Genomic DNA, 17,164 nt, shown 5'->3' on the forward strand with positions numbered 1-17,164 from the left:
CCAAAAGCCAACACAGCTTCTGCTCAAGGAGCGTGTTGGCTTTTGGCTATTTGCGGTAGCTAAATTCCGTTTGCAGGACGCGCCAGAAAGACTGGACGGCGTTGTCGGCGAGAAAGCGCTCCCCGCGCGACCGCACGTACGCGCTCATGTCCGCGTAATAGGCCGGGTTGCGCAGCTTTTCGTAATGAAAAGCGATGTCGTGGGCATCTTGCACGAAAAGGGGATACGCTTCTCCGAGCAGAGCGAGATTGCCGATCGTCCGGGTCGTCAGCACGGGTACGCCGAGCGCCATGCATTCGATGATCCGCGACAAGTAGGAGTGGGACGGGTTTTGGTCCGGAGTGTTGTCGTAGAGCAGCGCAATGCCGATCCCGCTCTGGACGATCATTTTTTTCGTCGCCCACATCGATTTTTGCCCGTGGTCGGCTACTCCGGGCGTGCGCAGCAGAAGCCGCGCTTTCTTTTGATAGCTCCCGACGATGGACGGGTAAAGGACGCGCAGCTTCGCCTGCGGAACCGATTTGCGGATCAGGCGGATCGCTTTGGTGGCTACAGCAAGTCCATAGCGTGGTCGGATGACGCCTGCCCAGATCAGGTGCAGCGGATCTCCCGGCTGACGGATGAGCGCCCCGTCTTCCTGATGCTCGACAAACTGGGGCAGCACCTGGATTTTGCGGTTCAGTTCCTTTTCCGCGTATTTGGCTTTGCTTAACTGGTAGCGGCGATAGCGCTCGGCATTCGGCTCGGTCTGGAAAAAAACGACGCGGGAATGCTGAAAGATGTGATCCAGCCTGCCCATGATGTACGGATCGCGCAAGTTGTACTGGACGGCCAAATACAGCAGCTTTTTGCCGAGGGACGGCTTTTTTTCCACCAGATGAAACGCTTCGTTGCGGCCGCGGATAAACAAAAAGTCGTAGTTGTGCTTTTGGTCGCGGGCAATGAGGTCGTCGACGAGCTGGTCGGATTTGTAAAAGCGGACGTGTTCAAACGTAAAGCCGCCCATCCCGTTGCGAAACTGAAAGGGGAGGACGCAGTCGAGCACGTACCGCTTGCGTTCGTTTGCCCCAAGCTTCGCCACTTTGCGGTCGAGGGAGCGCAGCAAAATAAAAAATTGCAGGACGTTCCCCTTTGGCTTGAACTCGATGAGATTGCAGGAAAAACAAATTCTCACGGGGGATTCTCTCCTTCAACAAGGCTCTTTCCCTATCGTATGGGTTTTTGGGCCATTGGCTACTGGGGGAGGAGAAATCAGCAAGCGATTTTGAGTTTTGTTTACTCTAATATAAAACTTTACTAAAGTTAACTTAAGTGCTATCCTAGTCTTGGGTGTAACTGGAAGGGAAGGAAACAATGGCTGAAACGATTTCGTTGCGTGAGAAAAAGAAAGCGAAGACGAAGCTCGCCTTGCTGGAGGCAGCGCTTGCGCTGATCAACGAAGGCACATTCCGCAGCGTGCTTGTGGATGACATATGCGCGCAGGCAGAAGTCTCCAAGGTGACCTTTTTCAAATTTTTCCCGCAAAAAGAAGAGCTGCTGATTTATTTTATGAGCATTTGGCAGGTGCGGTGTTACAAAGAGCTGGCAGACAACGGGAAGCGAGGCTTTGCCGCCGTGCGCCACGCTTTTTCCATGGTAGCGGAATATGCGGAAAAGCAGCCTGGAATCATGCTCAGCCTGATCAGCTTTCTCGCCGAGCAAAAGATGCATCCGTGCGTTCCGGCACTGTCGGAGGCGGAACTGTCCTTGCTGTTCCCCGATGTCGAAGCGGCGCAGCGAGCTGAAATCGGCGGCAAGAACATGCACCAGATTTTTGAGCAGTGTGTGCAGGAAGCGCGCGAAGACGGACAGTTGGTTGCTCATGTCAGCAACGAAGAGGCAGTCGTTTTGTTATTCTCGATGTTTTACGGAGCGTATTTGTCGGCGCATTTGTTTCATTCTGATGATTTCATGGCTTACTATGAGCTTCATCTCAAAACGTTGACAAGGTAGGGGATTGCAGATGGCAAACGTAATGCCAGGGCGGTATACGGCAAAAGTGGATGGGTCTTATGTGGTGTTCATTATCGGTATGCGAATCAACCAGCTGCTGGCTGTGCACAAATGGGTTCCGGTGGCGAAGGCGATGGGCGGGATGATGCAGGAACTGTATCAAAATCCCGAACTCGGGTTTTTGGGCAGCCGCTCCAGCGTCAACATGCGGACGATTACGCAGATTCAATATTGGCGGTCGTTTGAGCATTTGGAAAAGTATGCGCGGCATGCGCCCCTTCACCTGACAGCGTGGCGAAAATTCAATCAGGCGGTAGGGACGGATGGCTCGGTAGGGATTTATCACGAGACGTATCTGGTGGAAGCAGGGAACTACGAGTGCGTGTACGTCAATATGCCTGCTTTTGGCCTGGGAGAAGTGGGAGAGCTGGTTCCCGCCACAGGCAAGCGGGAATCAGCCCGGCAGCGAATCAACAAAGAATAAGCGCGTCGGCAAGCCTATTCGTTTACGAGACGAAGCAGCCATTCTTTGAGATCGACGATGCGGTTCGTTTTCGGTCGGCTGTCCGTCCCGGTGACCAAGAGCGGGACGAGTGAATCGACTTCATGCAGCGAGCCGTGTGCAGCACCTCCCAGATGGGCAGGAGAGCTTTCTGTCGCCAGCTCGTAGCCAGGCTGGGCGGTGACAACCACGTAGCGCCCAGGATGGGAGTTCAAGGCACCGTTCAGCCTGGCAAGCACATCGGGGTATTTTCCGTACGTGATGCGCTTTTTTGCCCGCTTGATATCGAGCACGCTCGCGTCACCCTGCAAGCTCCACGACTGCCCGTACTCATCTTGAAAAGGCCCGCCTGGCTTGTACGCCACCCGGCGTTTGCCATCGCTTCCGCCAGCGGAGACGACGATGGACGATCCTTCTTTGCGCGCGATGATATCGAGCCTCGGCTCGCGCTGAAGCTGAGTGACGAGCGCAGAGAGGGAGAGTTTTGGATCAAGGGCGTACACATACGCCATCCGTTCATTGGCGGCGATGACGACCTGGTCATTCGCTTGCGGAGGACGGCTGATCGGGGGGATGAGAAAAGGCGCGAGCAAGCTGCGCAGGTCGATAATAGCGGCTTGCCGATCCGCTTTTACCGCGCTTTGTGCGCTGTCTCCCATGACGATCCAACGCACTTCCTCGACCGCCTGGTCCCACGATCCAAAAGTATCAAGCAGACTTTGCAGCGCCTTGTCCGCATTTTCAATCCCGTCTATCGTCGCTGGCCCCTTTTTGTGTACCTCTGCGTCATTTTCCGGCAAGTAGGCAATGGTCAGCGGAGGCAGTCGGCTATGATCGATCAAAAAGGCGGTTTCCTGCGCAGAGAACTCATCGTTCATGCCGTATTTGCGCCAGATTCGCGTGTGCCGCTTTTGATTCGGATCGAGTTGGGCAAAGGCGGCGTAGGACATGAATGTCGGTCCCGTAACCGAAAGCTCGCCGGGAAGTTGAGCGGCCACCTCGATCAGATGGGGGATTTTCAAGGTATGGGCTGTTTTTCCGCGCCAGACAATCGCATTGATGGAAGCAGAGTCTTTGCCCAGGTCCGCGAGTTCTTCGTGGATCGTTTTTGTGTCTTTGCTCAACTGGGTTTGGTTCAATTGCTGAATGGCATCGAGCAGCACTTGCGGCTGGTCGATTTTCAGCGCTTCTTTCGGGCCGTATCCGTAGTAAATCATCCGGTTTTCCGCTTCGCTGTACCAGGAAAGTCCGGGGATGTGGTGGCGATCGGCGTAGCTTCCTGTGAGCAGCGTGCTGTCGATGGTGACAGACATCGTGGGAAAAGAACTGACGATGCGCGGGAAGTAGTGTCCTTTTGCCTGCAAAAAAGCCAGGGCAGGAGCGCGGCCTTGGCGGATGGCTTCTTGCAGGGGCTTGTCCATTAACGAATCGATCAGGATGACCACGACTGGCTTATGCGCCTGAACCGAGCCGTCGTCAGAAAGCGGGGCTGGCCCCTTTTTCTCCTGGAGCTGAAATGGTTCACCAGCCTTGCAGCCGAAAAGGGGCAGGCTGAGCAGCAAAAAGGCAAGAATGGCGCAGGTCCATCGTGACTTCATGGGTTCAATCCAATCCTTTCCATGGCAAGATTCTCTTATGTTTTGTTGCTGGCGGCTAATCTATGCGAAAAAACTCCCCTGCTGACAGCGGATGCTGTTCGTACAGGGGAGTGGGCAAGCGGTTATCCTTTTGGCAGCAAATGCGTGATTTCCACGACTTCTCCTTTGACCAAAAACAAGCGCGGGATGCGGTTGCTTAAAGTAGCCACGACTTCGTAGTTGATCGTTCCGAGCATTTCCGCGATTTCATCCACGGTAATTTCTCCGCCTTCTTGCTTGCCGTACAGGACGATTTCCTCGCCTTGCTTCGCTTTTCGCTCGCCGAGACTGACCATCAGCTGATCCATCGTCACGCGCCCGGCAATGGGCATGCGCTTGCCTTTGTACAACACAAACCCGCGGTTCGACAAAGCGCGCGAGTAGCCGTCGGCATAACCGATGGGAATCGTTCCGATGACTTCGCCTTTTTTCGCTATGTACGTCGCTCCATAGCTGATCGTGTACGGTTCCGACAGCATCGTTTTCACATACGAAAAACGCGACTTCAAACTGAGCGCGGGCACGAGCCTGATGCGATTCAGGCTGCGAATGTAAGCGGACGGATACAGTCCGTACATGCCGATGCCGAGGCGAATCATATCTGCGCTGTAATCCGGATAGGCGATGGCGGCGGCTGTATTGCACATGTGTACGGTCGGGAGCTTGAACCCGTGTTGCTCCAAATAGCGCAGGCCATTGACGAAAAGCTCGTGCTGTAGCTTGGTCAAGGTGTGGTCGGCTTCATCGGCGGTGGAAAAATGGGTGAAAATGCCATTCCAGTGCAAGTCCGGGCTGGCCTCCAATGCTTTTACGACGGAGAGCAGATTTTTCTTTGTCCGTACGCCAAGACGTCCCATCCCTGTGTCCATATTGACGTGAATGTTCAGGCGGCCGCTGAAATCGGATGCGCGGACAATTTTTTGCGCTTCTTTGATCCAGTCTACCTGGAAGGCGGATAGCTCGATATTCCAGGCGAGTGCTTCCTTGACGCGGGAGAGCGGGGTGAATCCAAGCACAAGGATCGGGGCGGTGATTCCCGCCTGGCGCAGGACAATGCCTTCCTCGATGATCGCGACAGCAAGAGAGGTTGCTCCGTACTGCAGAGCGTGGCGGGCAACGCCTACCGAACCATGTCCGTAAGCGTTCGCCTTGACCACCGCCATGATTTTCGTCTGCTTGGGAATATAGCGACGGAACGCCCGAATATTTTTCTTGATCGCATCGAGATTGACTTCGATCCACGTTTCTCGAAACAACTGTTTCACAGTATGTTCCTCCCCATTTGGTGAAATGAGAAATCCTGCTTTTTCCATAAATATTCGCTGCCCCTGCTGCTTAGGCGTGGCCTGCTTTTCGCGAAGCAAATAAAAGCAGGCCATCGGATCAATGGCCTGTACAGGGTGTGGCGACTTAAAAAGCAGGGAGGTTGTCCAGGTTGTTTTCCTTGATGCCGTCAGGCTCGCTGCGCAAAATATCCCGTCCGTACTTGTGAAACACGTCCACATGCGCCAGGTTCCCCGCCTTGGCCTCCTGCAAAGCGGTGAGGTAATCCAGCTCCCTTCCCGAGTTTGTTTTGAAGGCGATCAAATCGCCATCGTCATTTTTGCGCACGGCAACAATCTGCTCTTTGCCCGCAGCAGACGGGAGGTAGCCCTGGTCGCTTTCGCGCAAAGCCTGTTGCTCGCCTGCCGCTTTGTATTCCGCATAAATTTGTTCAAAGTTTTGCTCGCTCATGATCGTATCCCTCCTTCCCTATAAGGGTGGCTCAAGCGGGAAGAGAACATGCATTCGTTTTACAGCGACGATTTTCACCTATTGACAGTCGCTGCTAACAGGATTATATTTTGACTGACACGAAAGTCAATGAAAAAAGGGGGGAGCAGCTCGTGCCTCGCTCAAAGGAGCAGAACGAAGAAATTCGCGCCCAGCGAAAGGAAGCGATCATGCAGGGCGCTCTTGCTGTTTATGTGGAAAAGGGCTACGCAGCCGCAGATATCAAGGATGTGGCTGAGCATGCCGGAGTAGCCAGAGGACTGGTGTATTACTACTACAAAGACAAGCGCTCGTTGTTTCGCGATTTGTTTGCGCATATGTTTCAGCTCTCCAACAAGCATACCCGCTATCATTTTTCGCAGGAAGGGACAGCGGTAGAACTGTGCAAACAGTTTGCCCTCGTCATGTTCCACAATTTGTTTGAACGCTCTTTGCATGTCATGTTCTTTTTTCGCATGCGCCATGATTTGCGTGAGCTGTTTACGGGGGAAGAACTGCGTGGGCTGATGTGGCGCGACAACAATTTGCAAGTCATGGTAGATGCGCTCCGCCAAGGGATGGAGGCAGGCGATGTGCGTCAAATGTCGCCGGAGTTGCTCGCGGAGCAGTTTTGGGGAGCGATGATGCACGCGATGGGTTATTTGCACCGGAAAAAGAAGAACTTGCGCGCGGACGGACATGATATGGAACAAATCAAGGCGTTGCTCACGGATGAGATTGAAGCGGCAACTGAATCGTGCGTCTCCATGCTCCGGCCTTAACCGCGCATGTAGCTGAAGGACAAAAGGAGGATTTTTTTGCTGAAATTATTGCGTTATTTACGGCCATACCGTCAGATGGTCTTTCTGACGATGTTGTTTATGTTGCTTCAGTCGATTGCGAACTTGTATCTCCCGACGTTGATGTCACATATCGTCAACGAAGGGATCGTGAAGGAAAATACGGCTTATATATGGACAACGGGCGGCTTCATGCTGCTTGTCTCGGCAGGCGCTGCAGTTTTGTCTGTCGCGGCCAGCTACATGGCATCCCGTTCTGCTTCCGGTTTCGGGATGCGGATACGCAGCAGCGTGTTCAGTCATATTGAACGGTTCTCGCTGGAGGAGTTCGACAAGCACGGGACCGCTTCGCTGATCACGAGAACGACCAATGACATTGCCCAAGTCCAGCAGGTGCTGAACATGATGTTGCGGATGATGGTCATGGCTCCGATGATGTGTATCGGCGGGATCATCATGGCTTTGTCCAAAGACGCGGAGCTGTCCATCGTGATCATTGTGGCGATTCCGATTTTGGTCCTGGCGATTTTCGGGATCGGCTCGAAAGGGATTCCGTATTTCCAAGCCATGCAAGGCAAAATCGACAAGCTCAATCTCGTGCTGCGCGAGTCGTTGACAGGCATCCGCGTCGTGCGGGCTTTCAATCGGATTGAGCACGAGCGGGGACGCTTCAATCGCGCGAACGAAGATTTGACTGCGACAGCGATCAAAGCCAACCAGATCATGGCTGGGATGATGCCTGTCATGATGCTGATGATGAATGCCACTTCGATTGCGATCATCTGGTTTGGCGGATTGCGGATTAGCACGGGCCATATGCAAGTAGGCGATTTGATGGCCTTTTTGCAGTATGCGATGCAAATTTTGTTTTCCTTGATGATGGCGTCGATGATGTTCAGCATGGTGCCGAGAGCTTCCGCTTCAGCGGCGCGGATTCACGACGTGCTCTCGACTGAGCCGGTCATCGTCGACCGCGAGCAGGCAAGTGTAGGGAAAGCAAGCACAGGGGGAGACGTCGTTTTTGACCAAGTGACGTTCCGCTATCCAGGCGCAGAAAAGCCCGCCCTCTCCGACATTTCTTTCGTGGCCCGGCGTGGACAGGTGACGGCCGTGATCGGGGGAACCGGCTCGGGGAAAAGCACGCTTGCCAGCCTGATCCCGCGCTTTTACGATGTCGAGAGCGGGTGTGTTCAAGTAGGCGGCACGGATGTGCGCGACTGGCCGCAAAGCGAGCTGCGGACAAACATTGGCTTCGTGCCGCAAAAGGCTCTGCTGTTCACCGGGACGATTGCGGACAATATTCGTTACGGAAAAGAAGAGGCGACAACAGAGGAAATCCGGCACGCACTGGACATTGCCCAAGCCACAGACTTTATCGAGAACATGCCGGACGGATTGGATACGGTGCTCTCGCAGGGCGGAGCCAATTTGTCCGGCGGGCAAAAGCAGCGGCTTTCGATTGCCCGGGCGCTCGTTCGCCAGCCGGGCGTCTACATTTTTGACGACAGCTTTTCGGCGCTTGATTTCAAAACAGATGCCAAGCTGAGAGCTGCCTTGAAAAGCGAAACGCAGGAGGCGACGGTCATCATCGTGGCACAGCGGGTCAACACGGTGATGGACGCTGACCAAATCATCGTGCTGGAGGAAGGCAGAGTGGCGGGGATCGGCACACACCGCGAGCTGCTTGCTACCTGTAGCATCTACCAGGAGATTGTCACATCCCAACTGACAGAGGAGGAACTCGCATGAAGGAAAATCAACAACGACCTCCCCAAGGGCCAGGCGGGCAAAGGCCGATGGGCTTCGGCGGGCCTGGAATGCTGACAATGCCTGGTCAGAAGGCAAAAGATTTCAAAGGGACGCTGCGCCGCTTGCTCGGCTATTTGAAGCCGTATCGCTTCCAGCTGTTCATCGTCTTTTTGACCGCTGCACTCAGTACGATTTTCGGTATTCTCAGTCCGAAGCTGCTGGGGAATGCAACGACTACGATTTTCGAAGGATTCATGGGCAAGGTAAAGGGAGTACCTGGGGCGACGTTCGATTTTTCTGCGATCTGGCAAATTATCGTGACGCTGATCGGGCTGTATTTGTTTTCGTCTCTGTTTGCCTATATTCAGCAATACGTGATGGCTTCTGTCGCGCAAAAGACCGTGTATGCTTTGCGCAAAGAAGTAAATGAAAAGCTGGCGCGGCTGCCGCTGAAATACTTTGACGAGCGCACGCATGGCGAGATCATGAGCCGGGTCGTCAACGATGTGGATACGATCAGCGGGACGTTGCAGCAAAGCTTGACGCAGACGATCACGTCGATCATCACGCTGGTGGGGGTAGTCGTCATGATGCTGACGATCAGTCCGCTGATGACAGTGATTTTGATGCTGACCTTGCCGCTTAGCGTCGTTGTGATCAAACTGGTGGCTTCCCGCTCGATGCCGCATTTCAAAGGACAGCAGCAAGCGCTCGGCGAACTGAACGGTCACGTGGAAGAAATGTACACAGGGCATAAAATCGTCAAAGCGTTTGGCCGGGAAAAAAGCGCGATCGAGAAGTTCGATGCGATTAACGAAAAGCTGTATCAATCAGGCTGGAAGGCGCAGTTTCTTGCCGGGATCATGATGCCTTTGATGATGTTTGTCGGCAATATCGGATTTGTGCTTGTCTGTGTAGTCGGAGGCGTGCTCGTGACTCGCGGCAGTATCACGATCGGGGATGTGCAGGCGTTCATCCAGTACGCCCAGCAGTTTTCCCAGCCGATTACCCAAACGGCCAACATTGCGAACATCATCCAGTCAACGCTTGTCGCTGCCGAACGCGTTTTTGAAGTGCTGGACGCAGAAGAGGAGTCGGCAGATGAGCGCTCGGAAGCTGTCGCTGTCCGTTCGCAGGGGCATGTGCAGTTCGAACACGTGTCGTTTGGCTACAAGGAAGCGGAACCGCTGATCACGGATATGAACATCGATGTACAGCCAGGCATGACGGTGGCGATCGTCGGACCGACCGGGGCTGGCAAGACTACTTTGGTCAATTTGCTCATGCGCTTCTACGAGCTTGATGGCGGACGCATTACGATTGACGGACACGACATCCGCGATTTGCCGCGGGGCGAGCTGCGGAGCCAGTTTGGCATGGTGCTGCAGGACACGTGGCTGTTTAACGGAACGATCAAGGAAAATATCGCCTACGGACGGGCGGGGGCAAGCGACGCCGAGATCATCGAGGCGGCGAAAGCAGCACATGCCGACCATTTTGTGCGGACACTGCCGGAAGGATACGAGACGATGCTGAATGAGGAAGCATCGAATATCTCGCAAGGACAGAAGCAGCTTTTGACGATTGCCAGGGCGTTCCTCGCCGATCCGGCGATTTTGATTCTCGATGAGGCGACGAGCAGCGTCGATACCCGGACAGAGCTGTTGATTCAAAAAGCGATGGCTGGTCTGATGGAAGGACGAACGAGCTTTGTGATCGCCCATCGCCTGTCGACGATCCGCGATGCCGATATGATTCTCGTCATGAACAAGGGCACGGTGATCGAGCAGGGGAATCACGCAGAACTGCTGGCGCAGGGCGGTTTCTACGCCGATTTGTACAACAGCCAGTTTTCGCAAGACAGCGAGCCGCAGGTAAGCTAATAAAAGTGCGGGATTCTTCCCAGCCTCCGCTGGCAAAGCTCCGTGACACTTGAACTGCTTTCTTTCCAAACCAAACGCCAGGAGAGTAGTAAATCAGTAACCACCACAGACTTTTTGTGGTGGTTTTTGTACGTGCTCCAGAACACGAAAAAGCAGGCCGCCGAAAACTCCGGGGCCTGCTTTTTTGGGTGGGTGCTGTTACGAACTTATTTGTGTCGCGAAAACTTACGCGTTTACTGGTTTGCCTTCGTCCAGCAGCTGGCGAAGAACAGTTTGCAGAATACCACCGTTGCGGTAGTAGTCTACGTCTACCATGGAGTCGAGACGAACGATTACTTCGAACTCGAACTTGCTGCCGTCTTGTTTGGTTGCTTCTACTGTTACGCGTTGGCCTGGCTGAACTTCGTCGGAGAGACCCAGGATGCTGAAGGACTCAGTACCGTCGATGCCCAGGGACTTCCAGCTTTGGCCGTCAGCGAATTGCAGAGGCAGAACGCCCATACCTACGAGGTTCGCACGGTGGATACGCTCGAAGCTCTCAGCGATAACCGCTTTGATGCCCAAGAGGAAAGTACCTTTTGCTGCCCAGTCACGGGAAGAACCAGTACCGTACTCTTTACCAGCCAGTACAACGAGTGGAGTGCCGTCTGCTTGATACTTCATGGAAGCATCGTAGATGGACATAACTTCGCCGGATGGCAAGTATTTCGTTACGCCGCCCTCAGTGCCAGGAGCCACTTGGTTGCGGATACGGATGTTGGCAAACGTACCGCGCATCATGACATCGTGGCTACCACGACGAGCGCCGTAGGAGTTGAAGTCTTTGCGCTCTACGCCATTTGCTTGCAGATAAATACCTGCAGGGCTGGTTGGCGAGATGTTACCAGCTGGGGAGATGTGGTCAGTTGTCACAGAGTCACCGAACAGAGCGATGGTGTTCGCTGCTTTGATGTCTGCGATCGCTGCGATTTCGCCAGCAAGGTCTTTGAAGAATGGCGGTTCTTGGATGTAGGTGGATTTTTCGTCCCACTCGTACAGATCGCCAGTTGGAACGTCGATTTTGTTCCAAGCTTCGTTTTGTGTGAACACTTGGCCGTACTCGGCACGGAACAGGTCTGGGTTCATTGCTTTGCCCATTGCTTCCGAGATTTCTTGTGGAGTTGGCCAGATGTCTTTCAGGTAAACAGGCTCTCCGTCTTTGCCAGTACCGATTGGTTCTGTAGTCAGGTCGATGTCTACAGTACCAGCCAGTGCGTAGGCGATAACCAATGGAGGAGAAGCGAGGTAGTTCGCTTTTACCTGTGCATGGATACGTCCTTCGAAGTTACGGTTACCGGACAGAACAGCTGCTACTGTCAGGTCTTCGTCAGCGATTGCTTTGCTGGTTTCTTCCGGCAATGGACCGGAGTTACCGATGCAAGTGGTGCAACCGTAGCCGACTACGTTGAATCCGATCGCATCCAAAGAATCAATCAGACCAGCGTCAGTCAGGTATTGCGTTACGACGCGGGAACCTGGAGCCAGGGAGCTTTTCACGAAAGGAGGCTTTTTCAAACCTTTTTCCACTGCTTTTTTCGCCAGGATACCTGCACCCAGCATTACGCTAGGATTTGATGTATTGGTACAGGAAGTAATCGCTGCGATCACGACAGCACCTGTTTTCAGCGTAGCGGTTTCACCGTTTGGATAAGCAACTGGTGCGCTTGCTGCGATTTTCTCTTCGGAAAGACCAAATCCGCCTTTGTCGATTGGCGTACGGAGGCTGTTGTTGAAGGATTCCTTCATAGCAGTCAGCTCTACGCGGTCTTGCGGGCGTTTTGGACCAGCCAAGCTTGGTACGACAGTGGACAAATCCAGTTCCAATGTTTCGGAGAAGACTGGGTCTGGAGTGTCGTCGGTACGGAACAGACCTTGTGCTTTGGTGTAAGTTTCTACCAGAGAGATCAGGTCTTCTTCACGACCAGTTTGACGCATGTAGTTGAGTGTCTCCGCATCTACAGGGAAGAAGCCCATTGTAGCGCCGTACTCAGGAGCCATGTTTGCTACGGTAGCGCGGTCAGCCAGCGAGATGTTGGACAGGCCAGGGCCGTAGAACTCCACGAATTTACCTACCACACCTTTTTTACGCAGCATTTGCGTAACAGTCAGGGCGAGGTCAGTTGCTGTTGCACCAGCATTCAGGGTGCCAGTCAGTTTGAAGCCGACAACTTCTGGTGTTACGAAGTACAGAGGTTGACCGAGCATTCCTGCTTCTGCCTCGATACCACCGACACCCCAACCAAGAACACCAAGACCGTTGATCATAGTGGTGTGGGAGTCAGTACCTACCAGAGAGTCAGGGAAAGCAACGAGTTCGCCATCTACTTCGCGAGTAGCGATAACAGTTGCCAAGTACTCCAGGTTTACTTGGTGAACGATACCAGTAGCTGGAGGAACAGCACGGAAGTTGTCAAACGCTGTTTGCGCCCAACGCAGGAAACGGTAGCGCTCTTGGTTGCGTTCAAATTCGAGCTTCATGTTGTTGTCCAGAGCTGCTGCATTACCGAAATCGTCAACCATTACGGAGTGGTCGATTACGAGATCAACAGGCACGAGCGGGTTGATTCGTTTTGGATCTCCACCAGCGCGCTTCATCGCGATACGCATCGCTGCCAAGTCAACGACAGCAGGTACGCCTGTGAAGTCTTGCAGGACGATACGAGCTGGCATGAGTGGTACTTCTTGGTTTTCGTCGCGGCCTTTTGTCCAGGTCGCCAGTTGTTGTACGTGTTCTTTGGTGATCGCACGGCCATCGAACTGACGTACAGCAGCCTCAAGCAAAACTTTAATGGAGAACGGCAGTTTGGAAACATCGCCGAGTCCTTGTTCTTCCAATCCTTGCAGGCGATAGTACGCGAAAGACTTGTCGCCTACTTGCAGGGAAGATTTCACTTTGTAAGCATCTTGTTTAGCCAATGTATACAACCTCCCTATTGTAACTTGGGGTTTCATCTGGTGAAACGCAGTTTCGTTTCCTTATTACGAACTTATTATACTCGATTTGTTTCCCGGCTTCTACCCCAAATTCATCATTTATATACAAAAATGATGGGAGAAAAAACAAACCGGTATGTTTCCCGTTGTATTTAATGAAGGAAAAATATCCAGACTTCATGTATTATCCCGTTTATATTTCGTTTACATTCATCCGTTATCGTATCACTTGTCACGAAAAACAAGCAGAGGAGTCAGCTATATGAAAGAACAAACGACCAACCAACGACCCGGATTGGGAAATTGGCGACCTTTTTATCAACTCATCAAGGCAACGAAGCCGTCCAAAATGAAGCTCGGCATCGCCTTGTTTATGAGCATCGCGACGACTGTGGTCAGTCTGGTCATTCCGATGTTTACGAAAGACCTCGTCGACAGCTTCACCCTTTCGACGATCAGCCAGGGGCAAATTGCGCTGTTGATGATTGCTTTCGTCGCGCAAGCCATTGCCAGCGGCTTGTCCATTTACTTGTTGAATCACGTCGGCCAGAGCATTGTGGCTGCGCTGCGTGAGCGCTTGTGGAAAAAACTGCTCGTCCTGCCCGTCGCTTATTATGACAACCATCGCACGGGAGAAACGATCAGCCGGATGACGAACGACACCGGGGTTGTCAGAGGACTGATCAGCGAGCACCTCGCCAACTTTTTTACCGGAATTATCGCCATCATCGGATCGGTGGCAACGCTGTTGTACCTCGATTGGCAAATGACGCTGACGATGCTGATCGCCGTCCCGCTGTCCATCGCGATTCTCGTCCCGTTAGGCCGGCAAATGTACAAAATCTCCAAAGGGCTGCAAGATGAGACAGCGAGCTTTACCACGGTCATGAATCAAGTCTTGTCCGAGGTGCGGCTGGTCAAGGCGCAAAACGCCGAGCCGCATGAGTACGCAGCCGGAAGCCGGGGGATTGGCAACCTGTTCCGTTACGGGCTGAAAGAAGGCCGCGTGCAGGCGATGATCGGGCCGTTGATCTCGTTCGTTTTGATGGTGTTGCTCGTCGTGATCATGGGCTACGGCGGGATGCGCGTTGCGACTGGTGCTCTGAGCGCTGGCGAACTTGTCGCGTTTATTTTGTACCTCGTTCAGATCATCATGCCGCTGGGGCAGTTTACCCAATTTTTTACCCAACTGCAAAAGGCAATGGGCGCAACAGAGCGAATCATAGCTACATTGGAGGAACCGGAGGAAGATCACGAGACAGGTCGCACACTGGAAAATGCAGCGCTGCCGATCCAGCTGGACAAAGTGGGCTTTGCCTACGAAAACGGGGAGCGCATTCTCGATCAGGTCAGCTTCACGATTTCGGCGGGAAAAGTGACGGCGATTGTCGGGCCGAGCGGAAGCGGCAAAACGACGCTGTTCGCCTTGCTGGAACGGTTTTATCAGCCAGCAGAAGGCGAAATTCGCTTGGGACATGATCCGATCGATACGTTTTCGCTGGCATCATGGCGCAGCAAGATCGGCTACGTCTCCCAGGAAAGCCCTTTGATTGCAGGGACGATCCGGGAAAATATTTGCTACGGCATTTCCCGCCCGATTAGCGAAGCAGAACTGAAACAAGCGGCGGCGATGGCGTACGCGGACCAGTTTATTGACGAATTGCCTGATGGCTACGACACTCAAGTAGGAGAGCGAGGCGTCAAGCTGTCGGGAGGACAGCGCCAACGCATCGGGATTGCCCGCGCCCTGCTGCGCGATCCGCAAATTTTGATGCTGGATGAAGCGACCTCAAGCCTCGACAGCAAGTCGGAAATCATCGTTCAGCAAGCATTGCAAAACTTGATGAAGGGGCGCACGACTCTCGTGATTGCCCACCGACTGTCTACCGTGGTGGACGCGGATCAGATCATCTTCCTGGAAAAAGGCAAAATAACCGGAATGGGAACGCACGAACAACTGTTTGAATCGCACGACATGTACAAGGAGCTGGCTAGCCAGCAATTGCTGATGAAGGAGAAGGTGCAGGCGACATGACGAAAATTATGGTAGTGGACGATGATCCGCACATTCGTGAGCTTGTCCGCGTCTTTTTGCGCAACGAGGGCTTCGAGGTCGTGGAAGCGGAAAATGGCGTCGAGGCGCTGAAAAAAATGGAATCGCCCGGTGCCGATCTGGTCATCCTCGATATTATGATGCCGCAGATGGACGGCTGGGAGCTGTGCCGACAATTGCGTGAGCATTACGATACCCCGCTGCTCATGCTGACGGCCAAAGGAGAGACGGCACAAAAAGTCAAAGGCTTCGAACTCGGAACGGACGATTATCTCGTCAAGCCGTTTGAGCCGGCAGAACTGGCTGTGCGGGTAAAAGCGCTGCTCAAGCGCTACAAAATCGCCGCCTCCCACAAAGTACAGGCAGGGCTTTTGCAGTTGGATCGCAAGACGTTCGAGATTGCGTGTCAGGACAAGGCGTGGACGATTCCGTTGAAAGAGTTTGAACTGTTGTTCAAGCTGGCGAGCTATCCGGGGCAGACGATTCCGCGCGAGCAGTTGATCGAGCAAATCTGGGGCTACGATTTTGAAGGCAACGAACGCACCGTCGACGTGCACATCAATCGGCTGCGCGAGCGTTTTCCGGAAGGGGAGTACGGCTTTCGCATCCGCACCGTCCGTGGCCTCGGTTATCGACTGGAGCTGGACAAATGAAACAGCCAAAACAAATGCCGAACCATTTGTCCCATTCCAGTCGCAAGTTTATCGTTCTGAAACTGCTGTTTCTGGTCGGGCTGGTGGCTTTGCTCATCGCCTGCGGGGCTGGGGCGTATTGGGCGACCGGTTTCGTTTTCCACTATGCCGGACTTACGCAGAGCGAATTTATTCGAGCAGTAGTCAGCTCTTTCCTCAGCTTCGTTTTGTTTATTCTCATAGCGTCTGTGATTTCTCGCTTTGTCCGTCCGCGACATCTGGAGCTGTTTCAATTGCTGATCGATGCGTTAAGACGGATTGCCAAAGGAGATTTCAACGTGAATCTGGATTTCAAAGTGGAGCGGGAGTGGGGGCAACTCGTGGCGGGCATCAATCACATGGCGGAGCAATTGCAGGAAATGGAGAACATGCGCCAAGAGTTCATTTCCAATGTCTCGCATGAAATCCAGTCGCCGCTGACTTCGATTCGCGGCTTCGCCCGCGCCCTGCAAAACGACAGCCTGAGCGCCGAAGAGCGTCAACATTACTTGGAGATCATCGAAACGGAAAGCAACCGCTTGTCCAAAATCAGCGACAACTTGTTGAAGCTGACCTCGCTGGAGGGCAAGCATCACCCGTTTGAACGCAAGCGCTATCGTCTCGATCAGCAGTTGCAACAAATCATTTTGGCTTGCGAGCCGCAATGGCTGGACAAAGAAATTGAAATGGAGCTTGATCTGGAAAAGGTGTACATCGTGGCTGACGAGGACATGATGAGCCAGGTGTGGAACAATCTGCTTGCCAACAGCATCAAGTTCACCGAGCCGGGCGGGCAGATTCGCGTCGCACTGCACGAGCAGCAGGGCGCTGTACAGGTGCGCATTTCCGATACGGGGATCGGCATCGCCAAAGAAAATCTCGAACGCATTTTTGAGCGGTTTTTTAAGGAAGACAAGTCGCGCAATCGCACAACAGGCGGAAGCGGTCTTGGACTGTCCATCGTCAAAAAAATTGTGGAGATGCACGAGGCGACCATTTCCGTGGAGAGCGAGCCGGGAAAAGGAACGACTTTTACAGTAGCATGGCCGAGCGAGCAGGCGGACGCTCAAACAGATGGGCAGCCTGGCGCCGAGGAACAGCATCGAAAAAGAAAAAGACCTTGAGAGCCTGATATGCTCCCCTTTGGGTAGA

13 protein-coding genes are annotated in these 17,164 nt (G+C 53.5%); 8 read left to right on the plus strand and 5 right to left on the minus strand.

What is annotated here, in order from left to right; translation table 11 throughout:
• Nucleotides 1–46: 46 nt before the first annotated feature.
• On the minus strand, nt 47–1,174 hold the full coding sequence (locus tag DEP07_RS02395; protein WP_122963981.1) for a glycosyltransferase family 1 protein: 1,128 nt from the start codon (nt 1,172–1,174) through the stop codon (nt 47–49).
• A 179-nt stretch (nt 1,175–1,353) separates the two neighbouring features.
• Between DEP07_RS02395 and DEP07_RS02400 the strand changes: the two genes are divergently transcribed.
• Both DEP07_RS02400 and DEP07_RS02405 read left to right on the plus strand, forming a co-directional pair.
• A complete protein-coding gene (locus DEP07_RS02400) occupies nt 1,354–1,992 on the plus strand; it encodes a TetR/AcrR family transcriptional regulator (protein ID WP_122963982.1) in 639 nt (212 codons plus the stop codon).
• 10 nt (nt 1,993–2,002) lie between these two features.
• Nucleotides 2,003–2,476 carry a DUF4188 domain-containing protein gene (locus DEP07_RS02405; RefSeq protein ID WP_122963983.1) on the plus strand — a complete coding sequence of 158 codons (474 nt, stop codon included), beginning with the start codon at nt 2,003–2,005 and terminating at the stop codon, nt 2,474–2,476.
• A gap of 14 nt (nt 2,477–2,490) precedes the next feature.
• On the opposite strand, the gene DEP07_RS02410 is transcribed toward DEP07_RS02405, so the two are convergent.
• The 3 genes from DEP07_RS02410 to DEP07_RS02420 form a co-directional block, all read right to left on the minus strand.
• A complete protein-coding gene (locus tag DEP07_RS02410; RefSeq protein WP_280648750.1) occupies nt 2,491–4,092 on the minus strand; it encodes an alkaline phosphatase family protein in 1,602 nt (533 codons plus the stop codon).
• 122 nt (nt 4,093–4,214) lie between these two features.
• Nucleotides 4,215–5,396: an alanine racemase gene (alr, locus tag DEP07_RS02415; protein ID WP_122964071.1), complete on the minus strand. Its 1,182-nt coding sequence runs from the start codon at nt 5,394–5,396 to the stop codon at nt 4,215–4,217.
• A gap of 145 nt (nt 5,397–5,541) precedes the next feature.
• Nucleotides 5,542–5,865 carry a DUF3892 domain-containing protein gene (locus tag DEP07_RS02420; protein WP_122963985.1) on the minus strand — a complete coding sequence of 108 codons (324 nt, stop codon included), beginning with the start codon at nt 5,863–5,865 and terminating at the stop codon, nt 5,542–5,544.
• A 152-nt stretch (nt 5,866–6,017) separates the two neighbouring features.
• Here DEP07_RS02420 and DEP07_RS02425 point away from each other — a divergent pair, with 152 nt between their 5' ends.
• From DEP07_RS02425 to DEP07_RS02435, 3 genes are read left to right on the plus strand one after another with little or no spacing between them, the layout of a single operon-like run.
• A complete protein-coding gene (locus tag DEP07_RS02425; protein WP_122964072.1) occupies nt 6,018–6,665 on the plus strand; it encodes a TetR/AcrR family transcriptional regulator in 648 nt (215 codons plus the stop codon).
• Between the two features lie 36 nt (nt 6,666–6,701).
• Nucleotides 6,702–8,432 (plus strand): ABC transporter ATP-binding protein, encoded by a 1,731-nt coding sequence (locus DEP07_RS02430; protein WP_242774934.1) that lies wholly within the window; start codon nt 6,702–6,704, stop codon nt 8,430–8,432.
• Nucleotides 8,429–10,315 carry an ABC transporter ATP-binding protein gene (locus DEP07_RS02435; RefSeq protein WP_279635069.1) on the plus strand — a complete coding sequence of 629 codons (1,887 nt, stop codon included), beginning with the start codon at nt 8,429–8,431 and terminating at the stop codon, nt 10,313–10,315. The genes DEP07_RS02430 and DEP07_RS02435 overlap by 4 nt, the downstream gene beginning before the upstream one ends.
• Nucleotides 10,316–10,540: 225 nt before the next feature.
• On the opposite strand, the gene acnA is transcribed toward DEP07_RS02435, so the two are convergent.
• Nucleotides 10,541–13,270, minus strand: a complete 2,730-nt coding sequence (acnA, locus tag DEP07_RS02440; protein ID WP_173596890.1) for an aconitate hydratase AcnA — start codon at nt 13,268–13,270, stop codon at nt 10,541–10,543.
• A gap of 280 nt (nt 13,271–13,550) precedes the next feature.
• On the opposite strand from acnA, the gene DEP07_RS02445 reads away from it, so the two are divergent.
• From DEP07_RS02445 to DEP07_RS02455, 3 genes are read left to right on the plus strand one after another with little or no spacing between them, the layout of a single operon-like run.
• The gene (locus DEP07_RS02445; protein WP_122963988.1) at nt 13,551–15,323 is read left to right on the plus strand and encodes an ABC transporter ATP-binding protein; all 1,773 of its coding nucleotides are present in this window, start codon (nt 13,551–13,553) and stop codon (nt 15,321–15,323) included.
• Entirely contained in the window at nt 15,320–15,994 is a 675-nt protein-coding gene (locus tag DEP07_RS02450; protein ID WP_122963989.1) for a response regulator transcription factor, read from the plus strand. Before DEP07_RS02445 ends, DEP07_RS02450 begins: the two co-directional genes overlap by 4 nt.
• Nucleotides 15,991–17,136: a sensor histidine kinase gene (locus tag DEP07_RS02455; RefSeq protein WP_122963990.1), complete on the plus strand. Its 1,146-nt coding sequence runs from the start codon at nt 15,991–15,993 to the stop codon at nt 17,134–17,136. Before DEP07_RS02450 ends, DEP07_RS02455 begins: the two co-directional genes overlap by 4 nt.
• The last annotated feature ends 28 nt before the right edge of the window (nt 17,137–17,164 follow it).

It is taken from the genome of Brevibacillus sp., from assembly GCF_003521185.1.
GTDB lineage: Bacteria > Bacillota > Bacilli > Brevibacillales > Brevibacillaceae > Brevibacillus > Brevibacillus parabrevis.

Bases quoted from the DNA above. Each gene is read 5' to 3' on its own strand.
- DEP07_RS02400 (WP_122963982.1), top strand. From the start codon at position 1,354: ATGGCTGAAACGATTTCGTTGCGTGAGAAAAAGAAAGCGAAGACGAAG.
- DEP07_RS02405 (WP_122963983.1), top strand. From the start codon at position 2,003: ATGGCAAACGTAATGCCAGGGCGGTATACGGCAAAAGTGGATGGGTCT.
- DEP07_RS02410 (WP_280648750.1), bottom strand. From the start codon at position 4,092: ATGAAGTCACGATGGACCTGCGCCATTCTTGCCTTTTTGCTGCTCAGC.
- DEP07_RS02420 (WP_122963985.1), bottom strand. From the start codon at position 5,865: ATGAGCGAGCAAAACTTTGAACAAATTTATGCGGAATACAAAGCGGCA.
- DEP07_RS02435 (WP_279635069.1), top strand. From the start codon at position 8,429: ATGAAGGAAAATCAACAACGACCTCCCCAAGGGCCAGGCGGGCAAAGG.
- DEP07_RS02445 (WP_122963988.1), top strand. From the start codon at position 13,551: ATGAAAGAACAAACGACCAACCAACGACCCGGATTGGGAAATTGGCGA.
- DEP07_RS02450 (WP_122963989.1), top strand. From the start codon at position 15,320: ATGACGAAAATTATGGTAGTGGACGATGATCCGCACATTCGTGAGCTT.
- DEP07_RS02455 (WP_122963990.1), top strand. From the start codon at position 15,991: ATGAAACAGCCAAAACAAATGCCGAACCATTTGTCCCATTCCAGTCGC.